The organism is Alkaliphilus oremlandii OhILAs (genome assembly GCF_000018325.1).
Classification (GTDB): Bacteria; Bacillota; Clostridia; order Peptostreptococcales; family Natronincolaceae; genus Alkaliphilus_B; species Alkaliphilus_B oremlandii.
This window is the reverse complement of sequence record NC_009922.1, coordinates 165,116-185,321: the sequence shown is the minus strand read 5'-3', so window position 1 is coordinate 185,321 and position 20,206 is coordinate 165,116. Positions and strand designations below refer to the sequence as shown.

Below are 20,206 nucleotides of genomic sequence, written 5' to 3'. Positions count from 1 at the left end.
ATAATCCTAACATATTTAACCTAGCAAACATGTCAAAAAATGTAGAAAATATATTACAATCTTATTACAATTCAAAATCAATAGATTTATTTCTCCCTCCTTTATACATTAACTTTAAAATATTAATATCAACTGGTCATTCTTTCTCATGAAATATTTCTTCAAAAGATTTATGTATATCTTCCATTGCTATAGGGGATAACTCAAAAGTCTTAATACAGCTTATAAACTTAATACTAATGTCTTGAAAGCAATCTTCATCGAACTTTCCATCTATAAAACTATTTTTATAAATCAAAGGTCTAAACATTTTTAACATTTTCTCCATCGCGATTTGATCGCCATTCTTTGCACTATTAAAGACTTCTCGTAATTCTCTATTTTTCATATATCAATACCTCCTCTACCAACCCTCTCAAGCACTGTAAGATAATTTTTTTCTAATTTTATTTAATGCTGACTTTTTTGCCTTGTTAACTCCTTGCTTTGTAATCCCAAGTTTTTTTGCAACTACAGTATCACTTTCTCCTATGATGACGCATCTGTGCAAGATTTCCTTTTGTCTATCTGTCAAAGTATTAATTGCTAATATTAGCTCTCTATCGTATAATAGTTCACTATAGTCACAGCAATCTTCTTTTATAAGAGATTCACCTATGTTCTCCACAAAATCATCCACTGTATCTGTAATTAAATTGATTCTCTCTTCATTAAAATTAGGATCAATAATATTTAAACTCAATTCTTCTTTTTTACTTATTTGACTAGATTTTTTCTTAATTTGCATTGCACCAAAAACGATTGTCTTTTTTATATATCCATTTAGATAAACTTTGAAAGCATATCCATTAAATTCATCTTGCAAATTATCTAATGATAAATCCTTGACTAAATTATTACTAAAAGTTTGATTGTTTAAGAAGCCCTTTGCCAATTGATTCATACTTTGATCCCTCCTACCCTTTAATTTTCTTTAGCGATACAAATAGAATTCTATTTAATATATAAAAGTAATTTTTTCTATTTTTGTAAACCATCTCTCTTATTTTTTATAACGAATAGGAAAGTTTTACTTACAATGTATTTCTAAAGGAGAACTTTCCCGTAATGAGTTTCAAAAAAAGATTCCTTCTAACACTTTTATAGAAGCTTTTTTATAAACAGTACTTTTATGTTATATTTTCTCTTTTTCAGAACTTATGTTCCAAAAAAACAGTAAAATTTTTTTAGAATAAATAGGAAAATTCTACTTTACCCAGCAGACTCTCATTAGAGATACTTCTTCTTTCTGTATCAAATTCAGTTTATCATAATGAACCTGTATAATTTGTCGTGAAATGCTGTAAATATATTACAATTTCATTTCAATTTACTGCTACTTCTATTGATCTCTTTCCCCATAGTTTACATTTCTCTATTTCTCTACTCTTAATTATAGAAAATACAATTAAAATAACCCTTCTATAAATAGGGTCCAAGGAGGTGTAATAATGGCAAATGAAGTATTAAAGCTTGCTTCTACCCAAGGGATTTGGGCAACATTATCGGTAGTCCTTATTTTTTACATCTTGAAAACACAGGAAAAGAGAGATCTCAAGCAAGATGAAAGAGAGCAGAAATACCAAGAAATTATTGCTACATTAACAGATAAACTGAATGTTATTGAAAGTGTAAGAAAAGATGTGGAAGAGGTTAAATCCTATATCATAACAAAGCAAAAGGAATCATAGCACTAAACATCATAAAAATTTTTCATTAAATTTTATAGGATGGTTGATATTTACCTTAAATCTCCTTTTATATAGTGTAAGACGAAATAAGTTAGCCAATAGAGATAGTCCTACAAAATACAAAATATAAAATGGAGGAAATTAAAATGTCTTATTCGCTCTATAAAGTTTTCATTGATCCTGGTCATGGTGGAACAGACGTTGGAGCAAAAAATGGTACCTTTTATGAAAAAGATTTTGCTTTAGATATAGCAAAACATACAAGAGATAGATTGGCTAGTTATGGAGTTAAAACAAAGATGAGCAGGGAAACCGATATCAGTGGTAAGTTATATGTTGACGAAAGGTCTGACGCCTCAAATGCTTTCGGGGCAGACATCTTTGTATCCATACATAATAATGCAGGTGGAGGAACGGGAGTTGAAACATGGAAACATGACAATGCAAGTACATACGTAAATCAACTAGCCCAAAGTGTAAACAGTAAGCTAGTATCAAATCTAGGTGTAGCTAATAGAAATGTTAGAACTGCTCCGAGTCAACGTGGCGAAAATATATATGTACTTGACCCAAAAAATACAAATGCGTGGGCTATACTTCCAGAAGTGCTATTTATGGATACAACAGCCGATTTGGAAAAACTAAAATCATCTACATTCCGTCGTAATGCAGGATATGCCATCGCTGATGGTATTATATCTTTCATTAATACATTACCACCAAGATAATTACAGGAATTGTGCTACTGGCAGATGCTAGTAGCAATTTCTAATGAACTTTTATTTCTTACTCAATATTAAGTTTATATATCGCATAATTATATGATATAATATACCCATAGATTTCCAATTGCGTTTTAATGGGAGGTCAGGCTTATGCTTAAAAACAAACCATTGATTGTATCATTAATATTAATAATATTTCTAATTAGCTATTTAATCATTAGCAGCAATATCAAAGATCTTACTAAAAACAATCAAATACTTAAAAGCAGACTAGAAGAATTAGAAATAGAGAACCAAACTATAAAAGAACATTATGAGACAGAATACTTTCTACGTGATACTCTAGACATAAAAGCAAGAAGTATCTATAAGTCCTTAATAGAAAAAGATCTAACTATGTTAGAAAGAGAAGTATCAAATAATACTAAAGTTCTACCAGATACAATAATATTTACTACTGAAAATGGTGAAGTTTCATATGATTTATATACTAGAAAAGATACTCCTATTCTAAGGCAAAGGTATTATATCCTTTCAGAGGATAATAGAACTTTTACAACGGGATATGAAATACATTCAGAATACTATGATTCTATACCTGTTATTATCATGATATTTTCCTATGAAAATGAAGATTGGAAATTAAGTAGTATATTAACCGAATAATAATATTTATCAATCTAAAACTATATGTTTTATTAAATGTATAAATAAAGAACACCCAACACTATGATGTGACCCCCAAAAGTTAGACCAAAAGAGTCTGTAAATAACCTTGTGCTTTAGATTAGATTATAGCTTCTAATCTAGAAAGAATTATTAATATTAAATTTGGATAAATATTACAATTTCATAACTATATTTCATATTTTGCCAAAATCATTAGAATCTATTCATATTTTCTTATAATTTTGGCAATAATTATTCAAACGGGAAAGTAGGCTTATTTTTATACCTGAATGGTTAATTGTTAATCATTATACTAATCACTATAGATTAATTTAAGCCACTTACAGGTATGATTTTAACCTATCATCATAAAGTATTGCTAGTTGATTAATTATGGAGTCCCAATTTCTATATCTTTGAGTCCATTTTTTAATCACATTTTGGCTAGCTAAGTAAAGTATTTTTTCCAAGGATTGGTCATTAGTAAATACAGACTTCGTCTTAGTAACCTTCCTAAATTGGCGATGTAGACTCTCTATTGCATTGGTGGTGTACATAATTGTTCTAATCTCCTTAGGAAACTTGAAAATGAAGAAAGTAATGACCAGTTCTCATCCCAACTTTTAATAGCAAATGGATATTTTTGTCCCCATTTATCTTGAAGATTCATTAACTTTTCATAAGCGGATTCCTCAGTAATTGCAGAGTAAACCTCTTTAAAATCCTTAGCAAACCCCTTTAGTTCCTTATAACTGACATATTTAAAGGAATTTCTAAGCTGATGAATAATGCATCTTTGAATCTCAGATTTAGGAAAATCACTTTTAATCGCATCATTCAATCCAGTAAGGCCATCTACACTGAATATTAGCACATCTTGAAGGCCTCTATTCTTAAGTTCAGTTAAAACACTGAGCCAAAACTTAGAAGATTCATTCTCATCAATCCAAATACCTAAAATATCTTTGTATCCATCTACATTAATACCGAGAACAACGTAAGCAGCTTTCGTTTTAATTTGCCCATCTTCTCTAACCTTGTAATGAATAGCATCTAGGAAAACAAAAGGATATATTGGATCTAGAGATCTATGTTGCCATTCCTTGATACTAGGCAATATAGAGTCAGTGATTTTACTAACCATTTCAGCAGAGACTTCAATACCGTAGATATCTTTAATCTGCTCATGAATATCTCTTGTGGACATACCCCTAGCATAAAGAGAAATTACTTTCTCTTCAATCCCAGAGATGTCTCTTTTATTTTTAGGAACAACCGCAGGTTCAAATTCACCATTTCTATCCATAGGAATATCCAAACTCATTTCACCAAACTGAGTTTTTACCTTCTTTTCAGAATAACCATTCCGGCGATTAGAAGTATTCTTGTTTTCCCTGTCTCCCTTAGAATAGCCAAGCTCTACCTCAAGCTCCGCTTCTAGCATTTCCTGCAGAACATCCTTAAATATATCTTTTAGATAGGACTGAAGATCTCCTGCTGACTTTCAATTTCCGGAAGTAATCATTTCTCTTAAAAACTCTTTAGGTAATGTACTCATAAAAAATGCTCCTCTCTGAATTTATATTATTAGTAATTCTTTCCAGAGAAGAGCGTTTATTTTCACTTAAGCACAGATTATTTTACACTACCTTTTAATTAAGACATAAACGCCCTTTTGATTTTGAATTTATTTCTAATTCTTATCCAAGAGGAGTTTTTCACTCCCTTTTTACAAGTGTATATTTATTTGTATGTTTAAGGCTAGTTTTTATTTTTTTATATACATGGATTGTCAACAGTTTTTCAGACAACTTTTTTAAGGGTATTCATTCTGAATGTAGCTGGCGTTAAATAACCTAACGAGGAATGAAGTCGGTGATTATTAAACCAGTTCACATAATCAGCCAGTTCATATTGTAATTCCTCTAGCGTTTCAAATACCTTATATTTTACAAATTCCGTCTTTATGATTTTAAACGTTGCTTCTGCAACTGCATTATCATAAGGACATCCTTTCTTGCTAAGGGAGCGCTTTATATCAAATATTTTAAGGGTTTCGTCCAGAAGTTTGTTCTTGAATTCATTGCCTCTATCTGTATGAAATACCTGGATATTTTTCAAATTTGTATTTACACGTGCAAATGCCTTTGAAACTAGGTTAGCGTCTTTATTTTTACCTGCACTATATCCGATGATTTCACGATTAAATAGGTCGACAAGAACACATATGTAATTCCATTGATTTCCTACTCGTACATATGTTAAATCACTTACAACTACATTATATTGTGAACGATCATCGAATTCCCGTTTTACCAAGTTTTCTATTTGTGATTCGTTGCATTTATCTGCATATGGCCTAAACTGAGCCACTGTATACTTTGATACTAACCCTTCCTGCTTCATGATTCTTCCGATTCTGCGCCGGGAGACTTGATATCCATTGTCTCTAAGAACTGCTTTGATTTTTCTGGTGCCATAATTACTACGGCTTTCCTGAAAAATTTTCTTGATTTTGGAAGTTAGCTTAGATTCATACTGTTTTGGCTTTGATTCATAGTAATAACTACTTCTTGAAATTTCTAGGACCTTGCACATTGCTGATACTGAGTATTTGTGAGCATTGTTACGAATCACATTTACTTTCGTCCCATAATCAGCGCGGCTTGCTTTAAAATATCATTTTCCATTTCAAGCTGTTTGTTGCGTTTACGAAGTTCAATTAGTTCCTTTTGTTCTAGAGTAAGATTATCTTTTTCTTTGAAAGAACCACTAGTATCCGCCTGTTTGATCCATTTGTCTAATAAAGAAGAAGCAATATCGTATTCGCGGGTAATATTGCATTTGCGTTTTCCATTCTTATATAATTGTACTACTTGGTTTTTAAACTCATCCGTATAGGTACGGCGAGGACGTTTTTCAACAGACATGGGTGTAGCTCCTTTAATTTTATATTTTTATTGTACATGCCCTTAAATTATCTGTCCAATTAATTGTAGCCTATCCAACAAAAATTATAATACTTCCATATACAACTAAAAGAAACACACCGATCTCGCTTCGAGCTGTATATTTTTCAAATGGGTTATTAAATTTTAGTAAAAAAAGTGCTATGTTTATTAATATACCAATAAAGATTATCAAATTTAGTTTTTTATATCCATCAATATACACTCCTTATATTAAAAATAATATATCTTTATGAAATAGGCTTAAATTCAAATCTGACTTTGGGTTATCCCCGATAAATTAGTGAGGTTATAAAAATAAAGGTTAAGATTATTAATATAATTGCTGGAATTAAGCGATGTACAAATAATGCCTCATTGCTCGGCTCAACATCATTCTTATACTGCCATCTTCTTCCCAACATAAAAGTTTCTCTAGGGTTAACAATACTATAAATTAAAATTCCTGCAAAAGTTAAGTAGGCTACTGCACCAAGTATCATATCCATACATATATCCTCCCTTCTAAGAATGGGCTACACAATTTATCTTGTTCTAAAATAGACGAGACCATTTGTTTATTATTACTAGCCTTAATTTAGGAAAAACCCTCTTATAACTTTAAAATTGAGACCTAATGCCCTATGATCTTCTAAATGTCCAGTATGTCTTCTGGAAATTTTGTTTGTTTTGAATCAAAGAAACTCAGCAACACACTTACTCTTAAGAATACTGTCAGTAAAAACCAACCCTTTTTATTTTGAACAAACCTATAGTTCAATTCACCTCACTAACTTCTTTTTTTCTGCTCCTTTATTAGCTTTATCCCCTAGAAATTATTAATTAAATATGGCAAAATGATAATAATGTATTTATTTCAAAGTAGTACAAAATTTGGAGGTAATTATGAAAAAAATAAAAAACAGCATACTTTTTATTACTTTATCTAGTGCTTTGCTATTTAGTATATTTTTTCCTAAAAATATTTTTGATGTAATTGGAAAAGATATTCATACTGTACCTATAACTCACCTAACGATTCATCACAAAGATTTTATTTCCCATGGGGGTCATACCTTAGAAAGTAGTAATATAAGTGATGTTGAAAGGTTAGTAACATTTTTTAAGAACTATAAGGTTGTTCGAGTTCCCATATATAACTATAAAGATTATGATCATAAGGAAATCTATTCTATTACATTTACAACTGATACAAATAGTTTAATAAGAATCAGTACTTCTGATGATGGTCATGTATTCCTTACAAATAAATACGGTTCTTACGGATTATATAAATTTGCAAATAAAAAATTAGATATTCCTTATCTCAATCAATTTTATAATTCACTATTAATTTTAAACATCTAGGTTTATTGACAAAAGTTCAAATATATAAATATAATTTTTTATTTTTCATTTTCAATCCTTGCTTCTTTACATTTATTATTTTTTAAATTTAATATTCAAGGATCTTAAAATTATCAATATCGCTGATAATATAATAAAAATATACTTCAATGTTGATATTCACTGATAATTTAGCTTATTTTCTATTATGGATAAAGTGACGGCTATTAGCAGACTAATCAAAGCAATATTTCTCATAGCGGTATCCCTTCTTTTTTTACTTTAAAATATATTGTACATAGAAATCGAGAAATCCATGCCCCTAAAAAACTATAATCGGTGTATATGATCTCAATAGATTTAAGTAAGATAAAATAAATGCAGTTCCAAATAAAATTGTAAAGAAAGCAATCGCTTCATATTTTTTATTTCTATGAAATGATTTTTTTATTTTTAATTTACTTATGGACCTCTCTCCCTATAATTCTTAGTTTCGGTAAATTGTATGTTTCATATTGCAATGGTTTTTGATACCGAAAATTATACAATCCTCTATTTTAAATATAATTGAATTAACTAAAACTTAAAAATCATAAATAGGGGTACAATATTCAATGGTTCTATTTCCTGTTTTTTAGTAGATTATAAATATTAAAAGTCATAAGTATGTATGCAAAATACTGGATTACCTTAACTCGGTCGAAGAATTTAGTAAGAATTGAAGCTACAATGATCAGAAAAGAAAGTGCACATAGCTTGTAAAAAGTGGCATTATTATCCGACATTTCATCCCTCCAATAAAATATATAGGGTAATGAGCATTTTATTTTATTTTCTTATTCTCATTTTACCATAATCTACATAGTAAAATTGTCATAACTTGTTATAATGACAATTTATTATTTTTAGTTTTTAAATTTTTTCAAAAAAACAACTGCAAGCAACACCTCGCAGTTATTTTTATTCCTACTGATTCAATTCTTCTCCCTGTCTTAGCAGAGTCCTCATATTTTGCAATTTTGTATCCATTTCCTCTAATTCTGTTAGCAGGATTTTCTCTTCTTTAGAGGTTTCTATAATCTTGTGGATCCCACCATTTTTTATAACAATTCTTTTATCTGCCATCAAAGCCAGAATTGGATCATGAGTCGCCATCAACACGATTTTATCCTCACTGATCAGAAGCTCTAAAGCTTTCTTCCGATCAATTCCTGCATTCTCAATTTCATCGATCAGTACGATGGGAGAGGAACTCAATATTGCTGTATCAGCGATCATCAAAGCTCTGGATTGTCCTCCACTTAAGGATGTAACCGGTGTATCTAAATCAAATTTTTCACCGGCTAATTTATTTGCGGCTACAATAATTCTATCGATGGTAGCCTCTATATCCTCTACCATTCGGCTCTTTGCATGGAGATCTAAAAATTCTTTTACAGTTAAGTCCATTACGAAGTTCATATTTTGAGATAGTTGTGCTACTAATTTATTGTTGGAAGAGTAGCGCCATTTTTTATCGGGAACATTACCATTGATGAAAATACTCCTGCCCGTCGGTGTATCGTTCTGAGCAGCCCATTCGATATCTGCTAAGAGTCTACTTTTTCCAGAGCCTGTAGGGCCTACAATAGATACAATTTCGGATTTTCTTATGGTAAACTCTTGGAAGCTTTCTGGTTCTTTAAACTTATTGTGTCCTGCCTTGATGGTTAAAGATTCTATGCCAACTTCGTCCTGTATACCTAAAAACTCCTTCATCTGTTTGATAAATGCTCCTAAGTCCGCTTGCAGTCGTTCCTTATCTATTGCCCAGTTTTCAATTTCTTCTTCTGAAAAGTGGTCTAAATATTGGCTGAATGTAACGTCTTCGTACCCTTTGATATCTAATTTATTATCTTCAAAATAAGTCGTTACAAAAGGATATTTATTGATTAATTGTTTTATGGTCAGTTTATTCATCGTAATCACCTAGATCCATTTTTCTCACATTCCCCATCTGATATGCCTCTCCTATTCTTGTTTCACCTAAGCAGTAGGAGCACATTGCCGCTGGCATCGGAAATCTTAGTGCCATTCCTTGAACGGATTGGATCTCCTTCTCTTTATCTAATAAAAGTGTGCTCAGTTCATAGGCACCTTGTCCCGTTAGACCATTGACATGCATTGTAATAGCTCTGGGGTTTACGGAGCTTACTTTAGAGGAAAATACTTCCCTCTCTGCCTGGGATACGATATCCCCTTTCGTTATAATAACGATATCTGCCGTTTTAAGCATCGGTCCGATCTTCTTCGGCGTGTTAATTCCTGAAAGATTGTCGATAACACATACGCCTTTAATTTCCTTAATATAAGGGGAGCATCTGTTACAAAGGCCTGCGGATTCTGTCACCAGAAGATCTAGCTTTAAGTCCACCCCCCACTGCACGACTTCCTCGATATTGGAGGCAAAGAAATGGTCTGGGCAAAGGGCGCCAGATAGTCCTTTCTTTACAGGAACGCCAGCTTTTTTATATAAAACATCATCATCCGTATAGAGGCAGTCAAATTTGACGACACCTACGGAAATATCTCTCTGTTTCAGGGCTTCTATGGTTTTAAGAATCACCGAAGTTTTTCCCGATGATGGTGGTCCTGAAAATACTACTAAATTCATCGTGCATCCCTCCTATAGTTCATATACTCCGTTAAATAGCTGCTCACACTTCTTAATTAATCCACCGATATCATTGCTGTTGATGAAATCCCATCCAACCCACATAAATTTCTGTTCTTCTGAAAGTCCGTTATCAACAGCTGGATGTGTAGAAGGCATTTTCCCATTGAAAGATAGGATCTCTCCAATTTCCTTTGAGAAAAAGAAATCTACAAAAGGCTTGATTCTTTCCTTGCTATCTTTTTTGGATAATAGGAATATGGGGCTGATGATGGCGCCATCTTCAGGCCATACGGGCTTCATTGGGCTGTTCTCTTGTACCATTCTTGTGAAGAAATACGGCATTACTGTGATTGCTGGCATATTGAATTCTGATTTTTTCGTATGTGCCTTCACCATTTCAGCTGGATGCATGCTTTTTAAAAGAGATCGGCCCAGTTTTGCTACACCCTCTTCTCCAAATTTTTTATAGATATTCAGCAGTAAAGCATTGAACATATCTAAGTCTCTCATAGGAATGGATATGGAGGATTCAAACTCTGGCTTTAAAAGATCCTCCCATGACTTCGGCATTTCTCTTCCCTTCAGTTCTTCCGTATTCACCATGAATATGGCAGGAACAACACCGACGATGGTGTATTGCTTCAATGGATCCTTTAAGTCAATGTATTCATTATCGAAATCTTTATTTAGTTGATCGATCCCTGTAATATCTTCAAATACGCCTTTTTCCTTGAACTGTCCCATTAGGTTTTTATCGAAGAATAGGTCGAATCCCGCAGACATGAATAAGTCTGAAAGATTGCTTTCATCACCGGATTCAATTCTCTCTTTTATGAAGTCTAAGCCTAAGTTGGCCGATTTTAATTCATAGTCTATAGTGAAGTTAAATCTTCCTTCATTTTCCTTCAGCCAAGCCTCGAATCCTTCTAGCATTGGAATCTTAACAGGACATGGTAGTACACCATCGATTCGAATGTCTGCGTGCTGCGGCTTTTCTGCCATTACTAAGGAACCATCCTTAGATGCTCTGTTTTGCTCAATGGCATCCACCAGCTTTTGTTCAAATAGTTCTACGTTAACCTTCTTACTGGTGCATGCCATATCTAAAGATATGGATTTTCCCAAGCTCTTTCTCATGTTTTTATCGGCAAACTGCGAAAAATCATTTGCTACAAAAATGTCTATGGTTTCAGGATATTTTTCTGTGATATCATAAATCTTATCTTTTATGTCAAAATATTTATTCATAAAATACCTCCGTCTATAATCTATTCCTTATACTTTACTTAATTTTATAATTTAAAACAAAATAAATCTGTGATAAATGTTACAAAAAATACTTTTGATTGAATTATTTCTATTATTCAGCTTAATTTTATCATAAAGTTACAGGTAGAGCCTCCTACCCTGTCCAAACAATATTGAGAAACATATACTGTCGTTTTTAATGTTGCATAGACCACTGTTTCATAACTATCTTATACAAAAAACCATGTCCGAAAATAGCCAGATATTTATGTGCAACATGATATAATTAAATCAACTTCAAACGAGGGGGCGGAAAATAATGATAGATAATGATAATGGACTATATGCAGCATTTAAGGCGAAGGATGCGCGGTTTGATGGGCGTTTTTTCGTAGGGATATCGTCTACGGGAATATACTGCCGCCCAGTGTGCCGAGCAAAACAACCTAAGATCGAAAACTGCACCTTTTATTCCACCGCAGCAGAAGCTGAGCAAGCTGGCTACCGTCCATGTCTTCTATGCAGGCCGGAGCTTGCCCCCGGTACTTCCATCACTGATGCTACTGTCAATTTAGTCTACCGAGCAGCAAGAATGCTAGAAAAAAATTGTGGAAGCGGGCAGAGTATAGCGGAAATAGCTGGACGACTGGGCTGTACTGACCGACATTTGCGGCGGGTTTTTACAGCAGCTTATCACGTGTCACCCGTCCAATACCTGCAAACATGCCGATTGCTCCTTGCTAAAAACCTACTTACAGACACAGATTTATCGGTTCTGGAGGTTGCAATGGTAGCAGGCTTTGGCAGTTTGCGCCGATTTAATGACCTTTTCAAAAAACAGTATAAGCTTTCACCCACAGCTTTACGAAAACATAACTCAGAGGAAAAGCATCAAGATAACATTACTTTAGTATTGAGCTACCGTCCACCCTATCATTGGGAAGATATGCTCCGCTTCCTTGCTGGACGTGCAATAACGGGAATTGAAGTTGTAAAAAATAATGAATACATGCGGACCGTACATCTGGAAAACTCAGAAGGAAAGCCTGTATACGGCTGGATACGAGTGGGCCATCAGTCGAAAAGAAACGCATTGAGTGTTACCGTCAGCCAAGCTTTACTCTCTGTACTTCCACAAGTATTAGCCCGGATACGGCATCTCTTTGATTTATATTGCGATCCAGATGCCGTATATGAAACACTCCAAGTAATGAACGACATCCGTCCGAATCTTTGTACCTTGGGAACCCGTGTTCCAGGATGCTTCAATGCTTTTGAAATGGTGGTGCGGGCGGTCCTTGGGCAACAAATCACGGTAAAAGCAGCAAGTACACTAGCTGCAAGGATTGTCCAAACCTACGGCACGCCTATACAAACTGGGTTTGAGGGATTGACCCATGTTTTCCCTTCGCCCGAAGACATCCTCGCCTTGAACGGGCCCATTGAAAACCATCTTGGTCCTTTGGGTGTGATTGCAGCGCGAGCAAAAACGATTTATGAGCTGGCACAGGCATTTGTACAAGGGGAGATTGACTTTGACCTGCCGGCCCAACCAGAGGAGGAAATGAAAAGGCTGATGGCTATTCGAGGTATTGGAAGCTGGACAGCACAATACATTGCTATGCGTGCTATGGAATGGCCTGACGCTTTTCTTGAAACAGATGCTGGTGTAAAAAAAGCACTACCGCCCTACACAGCAAAGGAATTATTAGAAATAGCAGAAGCATGGCGACCGTGGCGCAGTTATGCCACCGTCAACCTTTGGAATACCCTATAAGGAGGTATATAATGTATTATAAAACAACATATCCATCACCCGTAGGAATACTTACTCTTGCATGTGGCGGCGACCATCTTGTTGGTGTATGGAATGAAGGACAAAAGTATCACGGAGATACAATACTTAAAGATATGATAGAGAACAACAACCTCCCCATATTCGATAGCACTAAAAAATGGCTGGACAGATACTTTGCGGGCCAAAGACCTGACATCTCAGAATTGCCCTTAGCACCCCTTGGTAGCGCATTTCGTCAACAAGTATGGAGGATTTTATGCGACATCCCCTATGGCAAAGTTATCACTTATGGCGATATTGCTAAACAAATGGCAGTGAAAATGAATAAGAAAAGTATGTCCAGCCAAGCCATCGGTGGTGCGGTTGGTCATAATCCGATATCTATTATTATTCCTTGCCACCGAGTTGTAGGTTCAAAGGGAAGCTTGACAGGTTACGCCGCGGGCGTTCATATCAAAGTAAAATTACTTGAGTTGGAGGGTGCGGATATGCTCCCACTGTTCGTACCAAAAGTTTGAATGTCTATCGATTAATTTTAAGTACATTATGGCTAGATTTACAGATAAAACCCTCTACTATATCCGCTATATAATAGAGGGTTTTTCGTCTCTTCAATATTTTAAGCTTTAAATTAGAAGATATTCCTCAATAGAGATCTTCTGCTTTTTTTACGCTGTCAGTATTCATCATCAAGCTAGAGATCAAGGCCGTTAGGGGTGAAACCAACACAAGCCCAATACACCCTACAAATGTATGCAATATTTCTGCTGAGATTGGTTTTGAATTAAGAATATTCATCAGGGGTGTTCCTTGCGCCATATATACCATCATAATTGTTATATAACTGCCCATATAAGCCAGCAATAAAGTTGTAGTTTGGCTACCAACTACAGATTTACCAATATTCAGCCCTGATTTCATAAGCTCCTGCCTCGTTACATTTGGGTTGTTATGAACTATTTCTTCAAGGGCAGAAGAAATATCTATCGCCAAATCAAGTATAGCTCCTGAACTTGCAAGGTAAATTCCTGCTTGGAAAATAGAAGTTAAATTTAGATTCATAAATCCTGCATATAATAGTGATTCTGCCCCTTCCATTACAGCACCGTGTATGTTGAACAACTGGCCAAAGCTCATTGCAAGAAAACAGGTGGCCAGAGAACAAGTCATAGCACTGATTATGGCTGCATATGCTTTTTTAGAAAATCCTGCAACCAGTAGAAGCGTACCAATAGTAAGTAAGTTGCCCACAATTAAGGCCACTATTAATGGATTGTAGCCCTTTAACATTACAGGTATGAGAATTTTCCAGATACTGAGGAGGGCAAAGGCAAAGGACAGCAAAGTACGAACGCCTGTGAATCCAGAAAATATAATTATAATGACGGCAAAGGTTCCAATCAATAAAGCCTGTTTATCCATGCGATAATGATCGATCATATTCGCAAAGTTAATATTGTTCTTTTCATCAAATCCAATTAAAACCCAAGCCGTATCCCCCTCCTGAAAAATTTTATCTTCAGATAATCGACCCGTTAGCATATTGTTCCCTTGAACCTGTTCTCCTTTGCGAGAACCCGTTTCTATTTCAATTACCGCACTTTGATCCCCTAACTTAAAAATTCCTGAATTATGTATTCCCATATTGTTGACTGAAATGACTTTCGCTCGAACTCCTTCTGTATGTCTATATTCTTGCTTTTGAAATCCCGTAGGCAGCATTGCAAGAATTGCAATTATAAACAAAAACACAATGATAAAAACGATTTCTTTTCTGTTCATATTTTGTGCATCTCCTTCAATCATTCTTTTCCAATAAATAAAGCTGGAAATTATTCCAGCCTTGTTTATTCTTTTTAAAACTCAAATTGTTATTGAAGCTTAGTAGCGGCTACTAGCTTATGGTATACTTCTGTGTTATCATATGCTCCATTGAACAGCTTAGCTTGTACCCCTGTAGCATATACTGGTACGGGTACCCCGGTGTGAGCGTATGAAGTCCAACCAATCCCTGCTTTGTTATTTAAGATATGAGTTAACGTTACTGAAAGTGGATTGTAGCCCCCATATAATAAAGCTGTTTCTTCATTTTTAGTTCGTTCTTTTGCCATTGTTTCTGAAAACGCTGTTTTCAATCTTTTTACTTCCGAATTTGATAGCTCTAGAGCCATGTAAGGTTGATCCCCTTCACCATCCACATACTCATCCTTTAAACCAAAGTTTTCAGTTATAACTGGCAATACTTCCTCAAATGTTAAATTTGGCTTTTTATCCTTCATACCATCAATTATTTTATCGAATTCTATATAACTTATCTTTTGGTTTTCTAAAATATTTACTGCTGTGTCATACCCCGTTGTTGCTTGCCCTATAGTCATACCACCTGTTTCATGATCTCCAGTTACTATGATTAATGTTTCTTCTGGATGTTCTTTTGCAAAATCTATCGCCACTTGTACTGCATCAGCAAAGGCTAGAACATCCCCAATATTTGCTTTCGCATCATTTGCATGTCCTGCCCAGTCAATCTTTCCTGATTCAGCCATCATGAAAAAGCCTTTTTCATTATCAAGAACATCGATTCCTTTTTTCACAAAATCCGCTAAGGCTAAATCGCCTTCTTTACTATCTATAGCATACGGCATAGCTCCTCCATCTTGAGTAACTGGAGTAACTGCATACACTTTACCAGAGCTGCTATTAAGACCTAGAATTTCTTCCTTTGTCCTTGCTATTTTATATCCTTTTTCCTCTAAAACCTCATACGCATCTCTTTGATCTTTATTTTTCCCTGTTGGTTGGCTTATAGTTCCACCACCAAAGTAATCAAAGTTAGAATCTGCCATTTGCATAGCGATATCATAATAATCATTTCTTGAAGGGATGTGGGCGTAATATGCTGCTGGTGTAGCATGATTGATGGTTACTGTAGATATGATACCGATCTTCATACCTTTCTCATCTTTTAGCCTTTCAGCTATGGTTTTCGGTACTTTATTTATATCCACATTTTCTACTTTGTTCGCAGATATACCTCCTACTGGTCTTAATCCAATAGTTCCACTCCATGTTTTAAATCCGGATGATAGAGAGGTTGCTGTAGATGCAGAGTCTGGAGCAAAGGAGGTTGCATCATGAGTTGTTTGATATCCTACAGCTTCGAAATCCTGAAAGTTAACTTCTTGTAAAGCAATTTGATTGTGATTGTTATTCCCCTTATAAATTTGAGCTGAATTTACTTGTACCGCAGCCATACCATCTCCAATAAACATAAATATGTACTTAGGAGTCTTACCTTCTACTTGAATATTGCTCAAGGTTCCTGCTTCTGCAAAATTCATTCCTAATGATGATTTGCTGTTCATTGCTGAGCCTGCTGTAAATGATAATAGCATAACCAAACAGACAATCGGTGCAATTAATCTTCTAGACATTTTAGAATCCTTTAACATACACACACCCTCCAATATTTTTATTTAATTACAGTATAGACTTGCTATATTAAATAAAGATTATGGAAGTGTAAAATGTATGTGAAGTTTAGAGGATTTCTTATGGTATAGGATCATTGGAAGGGTTGAATAATTGAAAAGATAATAATGGAGTAATGCGATAAAACTTTCATACCATTTAAAAAAGGCTATTGCAAAATATAAGCTTTGCAATAACCTTTTGTACCTGTCTTACTCATAGCGAAGGGCTTCAATAGGGTCCGCCATCGCTGCCTTTCTCGCAGGGTATAGTCCGAAGAAAATACCTACCATGGCAGAAAAAACAACGGCAATAATAACAACCTGTGGCTTAACAATGGCACTGATTCCAAAGGCCATACTACCGATGGCTACAATACTTGCGCCAAGGGTGGTACCTATAATTCCTCCGGCCGCCGAAATAATAGCAGACTCTACAAGGAACTGAAGGAGAATATCCTCCATCCTGGCTCCAAGGGATTTCCTAATACCGATTTCCCTCGTTCTTTCAGTAACGGAAACAAGCATAATGTTCATGATACCAATCCCTCCAACGACAAGAGATATGGCTGCAATGGCACCTACAACGAGGGAAAGTGTGCTCATCAAACCATCGATGGATTTCATTTCCTCCTCAGCCGTATAGTATCTTATATTTTCAGGCTTTATCCCTTTTGCTCTACTGACATAGCTGATGAATTTCGTTTTAAATTCCTCAACACTGATATCTTTTGAGGAGCTAATCTCAATGGACCAAAACATACCATTCTTTTCAGTGATGGCTGTTTCGGGAACATAGGTTACAGCCATTGTTTCACTGCCCCCTAGAAGCTTTTTAAGAGCAGAATCATTGTTTCTATAAATCCCTGTAACTGTAAACTCCAGAAGGTTTTCGTTCACCTGAATTCTCAGAACCTTACCTACGGCGTTTTTAGTCCCGAAAATCTCCTCTGCCGTTTTGTCTTCAATCAGGATATAGGGTCTTGCATTTTTAATATCGTTATTGGAAAACATCTTTCCATGGATTATGTCCAGCGGCTTATAGACCTCAGGATTTTCTGCCAATCCCATAAGTCTTGCATCTTTCATAACCCTTCCATTTTTGATTTTTCCAGAGGTCCTTGCCCCTGCACTGATATATTGTACGTTATCTCCAAATACCTCTTTTATATTCTCTATGTCTTCATAACTGTAGGTTTCGTTGGAAGTATAATAATCACTTTCAGACATTATATAGCTGTAGGCTAGGGTTGTGCCAATATTTTCAAATTCAGTAGCAATGACATTTCTCATGGTATCTCCCAGAGAAACAATTGAGATAACAGAACTTATTCCTATAATCATGCCCAGCATTGTAAGGAAAGAACGCATTTTATTAACTCTGATGGAGGAAAGGGCTAGACTTATATTTTCAAAAATAAGCATTACTTTGTCTCCCTCCTTCTGTCTTCAATGATCTGCCCGTCTCGAAAACGGATGGTTCTTTTGGTGTATTCGGCTATATTGTCCTCATGGGTAACAACAATCACAGTTACACCTTCATTATTCAGTTCAGTAAAAAGGTTCATGATTTCCTCAGAAGAGGCGGTATCTAAGTTTCCTGTAGGTTCGTCAGCTAAAATAATGGAGGGTTTATTGGCAAGAGCCCTAGCAATAGCAATTCTCTGCTTCTGACCTCCGGAGATTTCGTTGGGCATATGGTCCAGCCGATCCCCTAAACCGACTCTTTCCAACAGCTCTTTGGCTCTTTTTTGCCTTTCTTTTTTACCCATTTTGGCATAGATCATAGGCAGCTCAACATTTTTCAGGGCAGATGTTCGGGGAATTAAATTGAAGGATTGAAAAACAAATCCTATTTTTTTATTTCTTATAGAAGAAAGATCTCTATTGTCCGTTTTAGAAATATTAATTCCATCCAGTTCATAAATGCCACTTGTTGGTTTATCCAAACAGCCGAGAATGTTCATCAAGGTCGATTTTCCAGAACCAGACTGGCCCATAATAGCAACAAAATCCCCTTCCTCTATGGAAAGACTCACTTCTCGTAGTGCATGCACCTGCACGGCACCCGTATCGTATACCTTGCTAATATTTTCAATCTTTATAATGCTACTCATTCACAATCACACTCATTCCATCCGTCATAAAGGTCTGAGGGTTCAGTATAACCTGATCTCCTTCTTTAATCTCATCGGATATGATCTGAACCTCTAACACGTCTTCTACGCCCAGTGAAACATTTATTTTCTGAATGGTTTTGTCTTCTTTCACAACAAAAACACTATATGTATTGTCACCGCCATCGATCAGTGCTTCTAAAGGAATTACCAGTGCGTCCTCAGCAATGGCCGTTTCAACCTTAGCCGAAGCATTAATGCCTGCAATTAACCCTTTCGTATCTCCAACTACATCAATTTGTACAGGGATGACCCGCTCGTTTGAGCCCTGCTTTTGCTCGCCTGTGGGGCTGATACGGGATACAACGCCATCTACTTCAGCACCATTTAAAATATCTGCGCTGATTTTAACTTTTTGTCCAATCTCCAGCTTTCCGATATCATATTCGCTTACATTGGCTACCATTTTAAGCGTATCAACATTTTCAATAACAAACATAGGCTTTCTATCGTCTATCTCGTCTGCAAAACGGCCTACCTTTGCATTCACCCTAGTTATAGTACCCGTTATAGAGCTTTTGATCTTACAATCCTCCAGCTCCTTTTTCTTTCTTTCCAGCTCTTTCTTAGCAATTTCTATACTTTTTACTCCAGAAGCATTGTTTGAAGAAATTTTTGCATTATTCATCTCCGCTAGCTGTGCCTCCGTAGCCTGCACCTTTCCATTTACTACATTAAAAGTATCTACCTTCCTTTTGGCATCGTTCAGCGCATTTTCCTTATCTACAAGCTCCCATTTACTTGCTGCTCCTGAATCGTATAATACCTTTGTACTATCGTATCTGCTTTTTGCTGTATGATACATTTCCAAAGCAGTCTCGTAATTTCTTTGGTTGTTTTCCAGCTCTTCATTCAATCTTTGCTCCGCTAAAGCTGCAGAGGTTTCTTTACTGCTTTTTCCTTCCGTGTTCTGAATCTGTAAGAGCTCAACATTGTCCTTCAATTTCTCAATTTCCTCTTCAAGGCGGCTTACATCCAGCACTGCAAGAACTTGATCCTTTTCCACCTTGTCGCCTTCCTTTACATCAATGGAAAGTATTTCATAATGGAGCCTTGATACTACCTCCACATTTTCTGTCCCTTGTAGCGGTGCTTTCAGGTTTAAAGTAGATTTTATCTCCTTTTTAACAACATCAGCAACATTTACAGCCATACCACTGGTTGCAGATGATTTCAGCCTCGCATTTACACTAACCACACCTATAATAAGAGCAGCAACTACAACCCCTATCATAACCTTCCTTTTCTTGAAAAATTTCATATGGATCCCCCTTGCCAATAATTGGTTTATTCATTTAACTTTAATTATACACTGTAATTCTTAATAAATGATAAATAACTTTCTTAAGAATTCTTTAAGAAATCGATAATTTCTTCACATATTAATCTATTGAAGGATTCAAACAAATATCATCGAATCCATAAATTAGCATAAAAT

Annotated in this window: 19 protein-coding genes and 1 pseudogene; 6 read left to right on the top strand and 14 right to left on the bottom strand. The window is 35.3% G+C overall.

Annotated elements, in window-relative coordinates; all coding sequences use genetic code 11:
* Positions 1-136: 136 nt before the first annotated feature.
* Entirely contained in the window at positions 137-388 is a 252-nt protein-coding gene (locus tag CLOS_RS00880; protein WP_012158039.1) for a helix-turn-helix domain-containing protein, read from the bottom strand.
* Positions 389-415: 27 nt separating this feature from the next.
* The gene (locus CLOS_RS00875) at positions 416-943 is read right to left on the bottom strand and encodes a sigma-70 RNA polymerase sigma factor region 4 domain-containing protein (protein ID WP_012158038.1); all 528 of its coding nucleotides are present in this window, start codon (positions 941-943) and stop codon (positions 416-418) included.
* A 547-nt stretch (positions 944-1,490) separates the two neighbouring features.
* On the opposite strand from CLOS_RS00875, the gene CLOS_RS00870 reads away from it, so the two are divergent.
* The 3 genes from CLOS_RS00870 (at position 1,491) to CLOS_RS00860 (ending at position 3,121) form a co-directional block, all read left to right on the top strand.
* Positions 1,491-1,730 (top strand): BhlA/UviB family holin-like peptide, encoded by a 240-nt coding sequence (locus CLOS_RS00870; RefSeq protein WP_012158037.1) that lies wholly within the window; start codon positions 1,491-1,493, stop codon positions 1,728-1,730.
* Between the two features lie 131 nt (positions 1,731-1,861).
* Positions 1,862-2,458, top strand: a complete 597-nt coding sequence (locus tag CLOS_RS00865; RefSeq protein ID WP_198006310.1) for an N-acetylmuramoyl-L-alanine amidase — start codon at positions 1,862-1,864, stop codon at positions 2,456-2,458.
* A 147-nt stretch (positions 2,459-2,605) separates the two neighbouring features.
* On the top strand, positions 2,606-3,121 hold the full coding sequence (locus CLOS_RS00860) for a hypothetical protein (RefSeq protein WP_012158035.1): 516 nt from the start codon (positions 2,606-2,608) through the stop codon (positions 3,119-3,121).
* 344 nt (positions 3,122-3,465) lie between these two features.
* Here CLOS_RS00860 and CLOS_RS00855 read toward each other — a convergent pair.
* The 3 genes and pseudogenes from CLOS_RS00855 to CLOS_RS00840 all read right to left on the bottom strand — a co-directional run bounded on the left by CLOS_RS00855 (position 3,466) and on the right by CLOS_RS00840 (position 6,581).
* Positions 3,466-4,682 (bottom strand): annotated as a pseudogene (locus CLOS_RS00855) (IS256 family transposase).
* Between the two features lie 245 nt (positions 4,683-4,927).
* A protein-coding gene (locus CLOS_RS00850; RefSeq protein WP_156774368.1) for an IS3-like element ISClsp1 family transposase occupies positions 4,928-6,054 on the bottom strand; the annotation gives its coding sequence in 2 pieces (ribosomal slippage) (positions 4,928-5,799 and positions 5,799-6,054; 1,128 coding nt in all).
* Between the two features lie 305 nt (positions 6,055-6,359).
* A complete protein-coding gene (locus CLOS_RS00840; protein ID WP_041718860.1) occupies positions 6,360-6,581 on the bottom strand; it encodes a hypothetical protein in 222 nt (73 codons plus the stop codon).
* Between the two features lie 397 nt (positions 6,582-6,978).
* On the opposite strand from CLOS_RS00840, the gene CLOS_RS00835 reads away from it, so the two are divergent.
* Positions 6,979-7,440: a hypothetical protein gene (locus CLOS_RS00835; protein ID WP_012158032.1), complete on the top strand. Its 462-nt coding sequence runs from the start codon at positions 6,979-6,981 to the stop codon at positions 7,438-7,440.
* 599 nt (positions 7,441-8,039) lie between these two features.
* On the opposite strand, the gene CLOS_RS15755 is transcribed toward CLOS_RS00835, so the two are convergent.
* From CLOS_RS15755 to CLOS_RS00820, 4 genes are all read right to left on the bottom strand, one after another.
* Positions 8,040-8,204 (bottom strand): hypothetical protein, encoded by a 165-nt coding sequence (locus CLOS_RS15755; RefSeq protein ID WP_156774367.1) that lies wholly within the window; start codon positions 8,202-8,204, stop codon positions 8,040-8,042.
* 181 nt (positions 8,205-8,385) lie between these two features.
* Entirely contained in the window at positions 8,386-9,378 is a 993-nt protein-coding gene (locus tag CLOS_RS00830; protein WP_012158031.1) for an ATP-binding cassette domain-containing protein, read from the bottom strand.
* Positions 9,371-10,072: a GTP-binding protein gene (locus CLOS_RS00825; protein ID WP_012158030.1), complete on the bottom strand. Its 702-nt coding sequence runs from the start codon at positions 10,070-10,072 to the stop codon at positions 9,371-9,373. Before CLOS_RS00825 ends, CLOS_RS00830 begins: the two co-directional genes overlap by 8 nt.
* A gap of 12 nt (positions 10,073-10,084) precedes the next feature.
* Positions 10,085-11,323: an ABC transporter substrate-binding protein gene (locus CLOS_RS00820; RefSeq protein ID WP_012158029.1), complete on the bottom strand. Its 1,239-nt coding sequence runs from the start codon at positions 11,321-11,323 to the stop codon at positions 10,085-10,087.
* A gap of 319 nt (positions 11,324-11,642) precedes the next feature.
* On the opposite strand from CLOS_RS00820, the gene CLOS_RS00815 reads away from it, so the two are divergent.
* Complete coding sequence (locus tag CLOS_RS00815; RefSeq protein ID WP_012158028.1) at positions 11,643-13,100, top strand: AlkA N-terminal domain-containing protein; 1,458 nt, start codon at positions 11,643-11,645, stop codon at positions 13,098-13,100.
* 11 nt (positions 13,101-13,111) lie between these two features.
* A complete protein-coding gene (locus CLOS_RS00810; protein ID WP_012158027.1) occupies positions 13,112-13,639 on the top strand; it encodes a methylated-DNA--[protein]-cysteine S-methyltransferase in 528 nt (175 codons plus the stop codon).
* A 127-nt stretch (positions 13,640-13,766) separates the two neighbouring features.
* Here CLOS_RS00810 and CLOS_RS00805 read toward each other — a convergent pair whose 3' ends face one another.
* The 5 genes from CLOS_RS00805 to CLOS_RS00785 form a co-directional block, all read right to left on the bottom strand.
* Positions 13,767-14,903: a YibE/F family protein gene (locus CLOS_RS00805; RefSeq protein ID WP_012158026.1), complete on the bottom strand. Its 1,137-nt coding sequence runs from the start codon at positions 14,901-14,903 to the stop codon at positions 13,767-13,769.
* A gap of 89 nt (positions 14,904-14,992) precedes the next feature.
* Positions 14,993-16,573, bottom strand: a complete 1,581-nt coding sequence (locus tag CLOS_RS00800; protein ID WP_012158025.1) for an alkaline phosphatase — start codon at positions 16,571-16,573, stop codon at positions 14,993-14,995.
* A gap of 231 nt (positions 16,574-16,804) precedes the next feature.
* Positions 16,805-18,016: an ABC transporter permease gene (locus CLOS_RS00795; protein WP_012158024.1), complete on the bottom strand. Its 1,212-nt coding sequence runs from the start codon at positions 18,014-18,016 to the stop codon at positions 16,805-16,807.
* A complete protein-coding gene (locus CLOS_RS00790; RefSeq protein WP_012158023.1) occupies positions 18,016-18,708 on the bottom strand; it encodes an ABC transporter ATP-binding protein in 693 nt (230 codons plus the stop codon). The genes CLOS_RS00795 and CLOS_RS00790 overlap by 1 nt, the downstream gene beginning before the upstream one ends.
* Positions 18,701-20,029, bottom strand: a complete 1,329-nt coding sequence (locus CLOS_RS00785) for an efflux RND transporter periplasmic adaptor subunit (protein ID WP_012158022.1) — start codon at positions 20,027-20,029, stop codon at positions 18,701-18,703. The genes CLOS_RS00790 and CLOS_RS00785 overlap by 8 nt, the downstream gene beginning before the upstream one ends.
* Between the last annotated feature and the right edge of the window lie 177 nt (positions 20,030-20,206).

Bases quoted from the DNA above. Each gene is read 5' to 3' on its own strand.
- CLOS_RS15755 (WP_156774367.1), bottom strand. From the start codon at position 8,204: ATGTCGGATAATAATGCCACTTTTTACAAGCTATGTGCACTTTCTTTT.
- CLOS_RS00785 (WP_012158022.1), bottom strand. From the start codon at position 20,029: ATGAAATTTTTCAAGAAAAGGAAGGTTATGATAGGGGTTGTAGTTGCT.
- CLOS_RS00870 (WP_012158037.1), top strand. From the start codon at position 1,491: ATGGCAAATGAAGTATTAAAGCTTGCTTCTACCCAAGGGATTTGGGCA.
- CLOS_RS00805 (WP_012158026.1), bottom strand. From the start codon at position 14,903: ATGAACAGAAAAGAAATCGTTTTTATCATTGTGTTTTTGTTTATAATT.
- CLOS_RS00795 (WP_012158024.1), bottom strand. From the start codon at position 18,016: ATGCTTATTTTTGAAAATATAAGTCTAGCCCTTTCCTCCATCAGAGTT.
- CLOS_RS00800 (WP_012158025.1), bottom strand. From the start codon at position 16,573: ATGTTAAAGGATTCTAAAATGTCTAGAAGATTAATTGCACCGATTGTC.
- CLOS_RS00815 (WP_012158028.1), top strand. From the start codon at position 11,643: ATGATAGATAATGATAATGGACTATATGCAGCATTTAAGGCGAAGGAT.
- CLOS_RS00860 (WP_012158035.1), top strand. From the start codon at position 2,606: ATGCTTAAAAACAAACCATTGATTGTATCATTAATATTAATAATATTT.
- CLOS_RS00810 (WP_012158027.1), top strand. From the start codon at position 13,112: ATGTATTATAAAACAACATATCCATCACCCGTAGGAATACTTACTCTT.
- CLOS_RS00880 (WP_012158039.1), bottom strand. From the start codon at position 388: ATGAAAAATAGAGAATTACGAGAAGTCTTTAATAGTGCAAAGAATGGC.
- CLOS_RS00840 (WP_041718860.1), bottom strand. From the start codon at position 6,581: ATGGATATGATACTTGGTGCAGTAGCCTACTTAACTTTTGCAGGAATT.
- CLOS_RS00790 (WP_012158023.1), bottom strand. From the start codon at position 18,708: ATGAGTAGCATTATAAAGATTGAAAATATTAGCAAGGTATACGATACG.
- CLOS_RS00830 (WP_012158031.1), bottom strand. From the start codon at position 9,378: ATGAATAAACTGACCATAAAACAATTAATCAATAAATATCCTTTTGTA.
- CLOS_RS00875 (WP_012158038.1), bottom strand. From the start codon at position 943: ATGAATCAATTGGCAAAGGGCTTCTTAAACAATCAAACTTTTAGTAAT.
- CLOS_RS00865 (WP_198006310.1), top strand. From the start codon at position 1,862: ATGGAGGAAATTAAAATGTCTTATTCGCTCTATAAAGTTTTCATTGAT.
- CLOS_RS00835 (WP_012158032.1), top strand. From the start codon at position 6,979: ATGAAAAAAATAAAAAACAGCATACTTTTTATTACTTTATCTAGTGCT.
- CLOS_RS00820 (WP_012158029.1), bottom strand. From the start codon at position 11,323: ATGAATAAATATTTTGACATAAAAGATAAGATTTATGATATCACAGAA.
- CLOS_RS00825 (WP_012158030.1), bottom strand. From the start codon at position 10,072: ATGAATTTAGTAGTATTTTCAGGACCACCATCATCGGGAAAAACTTCG.